Raw genomic sequence first — 6,952 nt, forward strand, 5'->3', positions numbered from 1 at the left:
GCCCTTGGTGGTGCTGACCAGGATCTGCTCCGGATTCAGGTGGGAACGCGCCTGGCGCACCACCTCGCGGAAGGCCTGGGAGGGAATCGCCACCAGCTGGGGCATCTCGGTCATGGCCACCCGCTTCGCCACGACCCAGCCGATCACGGCGCCGATGACGATCAGCGGAATCATCAGCCAGTAGGCGCCGATCCCGGGTCCCAGGGCGGTAAAGAACACCGCCACGGCCATGCCGATGATGCCGTACCACACCGCCCGCTTGGCCTTCTCCTGATTGCTCAGTCCCCCCAGCGAGAGGATGAAGAGCACGCTTGCCGCAATCGCCGCGGCCGATACAAATCCCTGACTCAACATGTAATCTCTCCGCCGCTCAGGATTTCTGGAACATGGCCAGCATCCGGCGAGTCACCAGGAAGCCGCCGACGATGTTGATGGTGGCAATCAGCACCGAGATGGCCGCCAGCAGCACCACGATCCAGTTACCCGAGCCGATCTGCAGCACGGCGCCGAGGATGATGATGCCGGAGATCGCGTTGGTCACCGCCATCAGCGGGGTGTGCAGCGAATGGCTGACGTTCCAGATCACCTGGAAGCCGACGAAGCAGGCCAGCACGAAGACGATGAAGTGCTGCATGAAGGAGGCCGGAGCGATCTGCGCCAGCAGCAGCATCAGGGCGCCCCCCACGCCGAGCATGATGCCCTGGCGCTTGGTCTGGGCCTTGAAGGTGGCCAGCTCGGCGGCGCGCTTCTCCTCCAGCGTGGGCTCCTTGACCTTCTCCTTGGGCTTGGCGGCGATGGCCTTGACCTTGGGCGGCGGCGGCGGATAGGTCACCTCTCCGGCGTGGGTCACCGTGGCACCGCGAATCACGTCGTCCTCCATGTCGTGGACGATGGCGCCATCCTTCTCCGGCGTCAGGTCGGTGAGCATATGGCGGATATTCGTGGCATAGAGCAGCGACGACTGGGTCGCCATGCGCGAGGGGAAGTCGCTGTAGCCGACGATCACCACGCCGTTATCGCTGACCACCCGCTCGTCGGGCCTGGTGAGGTCGCAGTTGCCACCCTTCTCGGCGGCCAGGTCGACGATCACCGAGCCTGGCTTCATGGCCTTGACCATGTCCTCGAGCCACAGCTTGGGAGCCGGCTGGCCGGGAATCAGCGCCGTGGTGATGACGATATCCACCTCCGGGGCCTGGCTGCGGAACAGCGCCAGCTGCTTCTCGCGGAACTCGGGGCTGGAGGGCTTGGCATAGCCGCCGCTGGCGGAACCATCCTGGGAGTCCTCGAAGTCCAGGAAGAGGAACTCCGCCCCCATGGATTCGATCTGCTCGGCCACCTCCGGGCGCACGTCGAAGGCGCGCACGATGGCCCCGAGGCTGGTGGCCGTGCCGATGGCGGAGAGCCCCGCCACCCCGGCGCCGATCACCAGCACCTTGGCGGGCGGCACCTTGCCGGCGGCGGTCACCTGGCCGGTAAAGAAACGCCCGAAGTTGTTGCCCGCCTCGATCACCGCGCGATAGCCGGCGATGTTGGCCATGGAGGAGAGCGCGTCCATCTTCTGGGCGCGCGAGATGCGCGGCACCATGTCCATGGCCACCACGGTGGCGCCCTTGGCACGACAGGCCTCCAGCAGGGCCTCGTTCTGGGCCGGCCAGAAGAAGCTGATCAGGGTCTGCCCCTGGCGCAGGCGTTCGGCCTCGGCCTCGCTGGGCTCGCGGACCTTGATCACCACCTCGGCCTCGGACCACAGCGCCTCGGCCCCCTCCACCACGGTGACGCCCGCCTCGCGGTAGGCGTCATCGGCGAAGCCGGCGGCCTCGCCGGCGCCGCTCTCGATCAGGCAGGCGTGTCCAAGCTTCTGGATGAACTGCGCGCTCTCTGGGGTCAGCGCGACACGCGCCTCGCCCTTGGCGAGCTCCCTGGGTGCACCAATCTTCACGTTGGATCTCCCGTTTGGTTATTGAAATTTTGCAAGGGTTAGTCCGGATATTCATACCTGACTGTGCTGCAGCGCACAACCATCGAGGCGTCATCGGAGCCCATGCACTGTAGCAGTATCGGGCTGAAACACCGGAAATAATCCGGGCCAATCAGCGTTGACGGCACGAACCGCGGAGAGGCAGGCGGCGGGAAGGCCAGCGACAACGACGCGCAGGCCGCCCGAAGACGGCCTGCGACAGCCTGCAGCGGGCGACGCACCCGCAGGGCTCAGGCACTCAACAAGGCGTTGAGGCGCTTCACATAGGCTGCCGGGTCGTCCAGGTGGCCCCCCTCGGCGATGATCGCCTGGTCGAGCAGCACCCGGGCCAGGTCGCCGAAGAGCTCCTCCCCGGCGGCTTCCAGCCTGGCCACCAGGGCATGGTCGGGGTTGAGCTCGAGGATCGGCTTGACCTCGGGGAGCTTCTGGCCGGCGGCCTCCATGATGCGGCGCATCTGAAAGCCCATCTCGTGCTCGGGCAGCACCACGCAGGCCGGGGAGTCGGTGAGGCGGTGGGTCACCTTGACCGCCTGGACCTCGTCGCCCAGCGCCTCCTTGACCCGCTTGACCAGCTCCTCCTTGGCCTTGGCGGTCTCCTCCTGGGCCTGCTTCTCCGCCTCGTCCTCGATGCCGCCGAGGTCGAGTTCGCCCTTGGCCACGTCGACGAAGGCCTTGCCGTCGAACTCGTGGAGGTGGCTCATCAGCCACTCGTCGATGCGGTCGTGGAGGAGCAGTACCTCGATGCCCTTCTTGCGGAAGATCTCCAGATGCGGGCTCGACTTGGCCGCGTTGAAGCCGTCGGCCACGATGTAGTAGATCTTCTCCTGCCCTTCCTTCATGCGCGCGACATAGTCGGCCAGGGACTGGTCCTGGGTGGCGCTGTCGGTGTGGGTGGTGGAGAAGCGCAGCAGGCCGGCGATCTTCTCGCGATTGGCGAAGTCCTCCGCCGGCCCCTCCTTGAGCACGCTGCCGAAGGTGTTCCAGAAGCTCTGGTAAGTCTCCTTGTCCTTGGCCAGCTTCTTGAGCATGTCCAGCGCGCGCTTGGTGAGGGCCGACTTGATCTTCTCGACCTTGGGGTCCTGCTGCAGCAGCTCCCGGGAGACGTTCAACGACAGGTCGCGGGTGTCCAGCACCCCCTTGATGAAGCGCAGGTAGAGCGGCAGGAACTGCTCGGCGTCGTCCATGATGAAGACGCGCTGCACATAGAGCTTGACCCCCCGGGCGCCGTCGCGCTCATAGAGGTCGAAGGGCGCGCGGCCCGGCACGTAGAGCAGGCTCGTGTACTCCAGCTTGCCCTCGACCTTGTTGTGGCTCCAGGTCAGGGGGTCGGCGAAGTCGTGGGCCACGTGCTTGTAGAAGGCCTGGTACTCCTCGTCGGAGATCTCGCCCTTGGGGCGGGTCCAGAGCGCGGTGGCCTCGTTGACGGTCTCCCAGCTGAGCGTCTCGCTGCCCTCGATCTCCTCGCCCTCCTCGTCGCGGGCCTTCTCGACCTTCGGCATGCGCACCGGCACCTCGATATGGTCGGAGTACTTGCGCACCAGGCTCTTCAGGCGGAAGTCGTCGGCGAACTCCTGGGCATCGGCCTTCAGGTGCAGCACGATCTCGGTGCCGTGGCTCTCGCGCGCCACGTCGGCCACGGTGAACTCGCCCTCGCCCTTCGAGCGCCACTCCACGCCTTCGGCCTTGTCGCTGCCCGCCTTGCGGGTGCGCACGGTGACCTCGTCGGCGACGATGAAGCCGGAGTAGAAGCCGACGCCGAACTGGCCGATCAGTCGGGCGTCCTTCTGCTGCTCGCCGGAGAGCTGCTTGAGGAACTCGGCGGTGCCGGAACGGGCGATGGTGCCCAGATTGCTGATCACCTCGTCGCGGTTCATGCCGATGCCGTTGTCGCGCACGGTGATGGTGCCCGCCTCGGCGTCGTGCTCGATCTCGATGCGCAGCTCACTGTCGCCCTCGTAGAGGGCATCGTTGTCCAGCGCCGCATAGCGCAACTTGTCGCAGGCATCGGCGGCATTGGAAATCAGTTCGCGCAGGAAGATCTCCCGATTCGAGTACAGGGAGTGGATCATCAGGTGCAGCAGCTGCTTGACTTCGGTCTGGAAGCCAAGGGTTTCTTCATGGGTGGCGGTGGTCATGTGTCCTGGACCTCGTCGACAGGTTCTGCGGCGCAGGGTGCCGCGGTGTGAAACACTGTCGCCGATATGGGGACCCGCCGGCCCTTTTCAACCCTCGCCCCGCTCAGGCCTCGGGAACGCCGGGCTCGCCCAGCACGAAGTGCAGCCGGGCGGTAGCCACCGGCACCGACTCCTCGTCCTGCCAGGCCCGCACCTGCACGTTGGCCAGGCGTCGCCCCTCGCGCAGCAGGGAGCAACGGGCATAGGTAGGCACCACCCGCGCCGTGCGCAGGTAGTCGATGGAGAGGTCGACGATGCGCGGCAGCCGCGGCTCCCGGGTCGCCAGCAGCAGGTCGAGGGTGGCGGCGGTCTCCATGAAGGCGGCCACCACGCCACCGTGGAGCGCCGGCAGCAGCACATTGCCGATATTGCCGGCCTGGGGCTCGAGCCGGAAGCGCAGCCCCGCGCCGATGGGGTCCGCGTGGGCCGTGACGCCGAGGCGCCGCGCATAGGGCACCAGCGCCAGCCAGGCCGCCAGGTCCCCTTCCGCCCGGGTGCGCTCGAGCCAGGCCACGTTGTCGAAGCCGTCAGGCATGCCCTCTCTCCTCCTCGCCCTCTACGGCAAACAGCGCCTCGGCAAAGCCGGGTGGCGTGTTGCGCGGCCCCAGCCGCATGAAGTTGCCGATGCCCCTCGCCACCGGCCGCCCCGCCTCCTGCCACAGCACACCCTCGGTGAAGACCACCGAGGCGGTGACCCTGACCGCCCCCGCCTCGGCGTACAGCGCCAGGCCGGCCACCGCCGGCCGGTAGTGGTCCACCCGCAGGTCCAGGGTCGGACACACCTCGGGCGCCGGCAGGCTGCGAAGCACCGCCGAGCCGCAGACGGTATCCAGCAACATGGTCAGGACGCCACCGTGGACCAGCTCCCGAGAGGTGTCGCCCAGGAGGTCGTCGTGCCAGGGCAGGCGCATCAGGGTGCGCTCGGCGCTGACCGCCAGCACTTCGAGCCCCAACCCGCGGGTATGGGGAATGACCTGGACGAAGCGCGTCAGGGCGCGCCGCCAGGCCTCGGGGGTTCGCTCGGAACAGGACGCCACGCCGTCAACCTCCTGGAGTTCCCAACAAGCGTTTGAAAGTCACTCAAGACTAGCCGCGCCACCGGCTCGACACAAGGCCGATTCCTGTCGCCAGACCACCTTCCGTTACCGTTCCCCCCTACCCAGCCGGCCCGCAATGCGCCACGATACGGGAGACCCTTCCCTCCCCCCCTTCGGAGATGCCCGCATGCGCCTACGCCATACCGCCCTGCTTCCCAGTGCCCGGCGCCGTGGGGCCCGACGCAGCGGCGCCCGACGCAGCGGCACCCGTCGACTCGGGTCGCTGCTGACCGTCCTGGCACTGTCGCTGCCTTTCTCGCTGCCGCTGGTCCAGGCCGATGACCGCGCCATGCGCGACGCCCTGGAAGCGGCGCGCAACCAGCAGTGGGCTCGCATCGACTCGCGTGCCATCGACGGCCACCCGTTGGCCGGCTACGTGGAGTATCACCGCCTTCGCGACCGGCTGCCCCACGTCGAGCCGGGACAGGTCCTCGTATTCATCGAGCGCCACGCCGACTCGCCGCTGGGCGAATGGCTGCGCGGCCAGGCCATCGCCCGGTACGGCCATGCCGGCCGCTTCGACCGCCTGCTGGCGGTGGCCGACGGCGAACCGGCCGGCACCGCCCGCCAGTGCTACTACTACACGGCCCTGCTGGGCAGCGACCCGGCGGCCGCCGCCGAGGGGGGGCGCAAGCTGTGGCACGTGGGCCGTTCCCAGCCGAGCGCCTGCGACACCCTGTTCAGCACCCTGCGCAGCCGCGGGGAGATCGGCGAACAGGAGATCTGGGAGCGCAAGATGCTGGCCTGGCAGGCCGGCGAGGCGGGCCTCGCCCGCTACCTGGGCCGCCAGCTCGGCAGCCGCTGGGACGAGGCCCGCCGCACCGTGGAGCGCCTCTCGGGCGACTACGCCGCGGTGACCCGGGTGCCCAGCTGCATCGGCCCCGACTGTCGCGGCTCAGGCGCGCTGTTCGCCGCCGCCCTGCACGGCTTCACCCGCGCCGACACCGAGGCGGCCCTGGAGGCGTGGCGCAAGATCGGCCCGCACCTGTCGATCGAGGGCGAGCACCGCCGAGCCATCGAGCGCGACCTGGTCTTCTACTCGCTGGTCCGCGACATCCGCCACAACCGCGGCTGGGTCGACCAGACCCTGGCCGGCCGCAGCGATGCCGACCTGCTGGAGCTGCGCGTGCGCGCCGCCCTGGGCGAGCGCGACTGGCGCGGGGTGCTCGACTGGCTGGCGCGCATGGAACCGGAGGCCCGCGACAACAGCCGCTGGCACTACTGGGCGGCACGCGCCCACGAACGCCTCGGCGACAACGCCCGGGCCCAGGAGGCCTATGCCCTGGCCGCCCAGGGGCGCAGCTTCTTCGGCTTCGCCGCCGCCGACCGCCTGGGCCAGCCCTACGCCCTGAACCTGGAGCGCAACGGCTTCGATGACGGCTACCGGGAGCAGGTGGCCCGCTGGCCCACGGTGCAGCGCACCGAGGCGCTGATGCGCATCGGCGAGCCGGGGCTCGCCGCCAGCGAGTGGTACGGGGCCGTGGAGCGCGCCGGCGAGCGCGAGGCGCGGGCCCTGGCCGACTACGCCCAGCGCCGCGGCTGGCACGCCAAGCTGGTGCAGACCACCATCACCGGGCAAATGTGGGACGCCCTGGAGTGGCGTTTCCCCGAGGCCTACCGCGAACACTTCCTGCACTGGGGGCGCATGACCGGCGTCGACCCCTACCTGCTGATGGGTATCGCCCGCCGCGAGAGCGCCTACA

General features: G+C 68.7%; 6 protein-coding genes. 1 reads left to right on the forward strand and 5 read right to left on the reverse strand.

Going from position 1 to position 6,952, the window contains the following annotated elements; genetic code table 11:
• From J5F18_RS15275 to J5F18_RS15295, 5 genes are all read right to left on the reverse strand, one after another.
• A partial coding sequence (locus tag J5F18_RS15275; RefSeq protein WP_346299421.1) for an NAD(P)(+) transhydrogenase (Re/Si-specific) subunit beta occupies positions 1–354 on the reverse strand: 354 nt, incomplete at its 3' end.
• A gap of 16 nt (positions 355–370) precedes the next feature.
• The gene (locus tag J5F18_RS15280; protein ID WP_346299422.1) at positions 371–1,939 is read right to left on the reverse strand and encodes a Re/Si-specific NAD(P)(+) transhydrogenase subunit alpha; all 1,569 of its coding nucleotides are present in this window, start codon (positions 1,937–1,939) and stop codon (positions 371–373) included.
• Between the two features lie 269 nt (positions 1,940–2,208).
• On the reverse strand, positions 2,209–4,113 hold the full coding sequence (gene htpG / locus J5F18_RS15285; protein WP_346299423.1) for a molecular chaperone HtpG: 1,905 nt from the start codon (positions 4,111–4,113) through the stop codon (positions 2,209–2,211).
• A 103-nt stretch (positions 4,114–4,216) separates the two neighbouring features.
• A complete protein-coding gene (locus J5F18_RS15290; protein WP_346299424.1) occupies positions 4,217–4,687 on the reverse strand; it encodes a PaaI family thioesterase in 471 nt (156 codons plus the stop codon).
• Positions 4,680–5,189, reverse strand: a complete 510-nt coding sequence (locus tag J5F18_RS15295; protein ID WP_346299425.1) for a PaaI family thioesterase — start codon at positions 5,187–5,189, stop codon at positions 4,680–4,682. The genes J5F18_RS15290 and J5F18_RS15295 overlap by 8 nt, the downstream gene beginning before the upstream one ends.
• A gap of 187 nt (positions 5,190–5,376) precedes the next feature.
• Here J5F18_RS15295 and J5F18_RS15300 point away from each other — a divergent pair.
• Positions 5,377–6,952 (forward strand): lytic murein transglycosylase (locus tag J5F18_RS15300; RefSeq protein ID WP_346299426.1); only part of this gene is annotated, 1,576 nt, incomplete at its 3' end.

The sequence above is a fragment of the Halomonas sp. BM-2019 genome, from assembly GCF_017584085.1.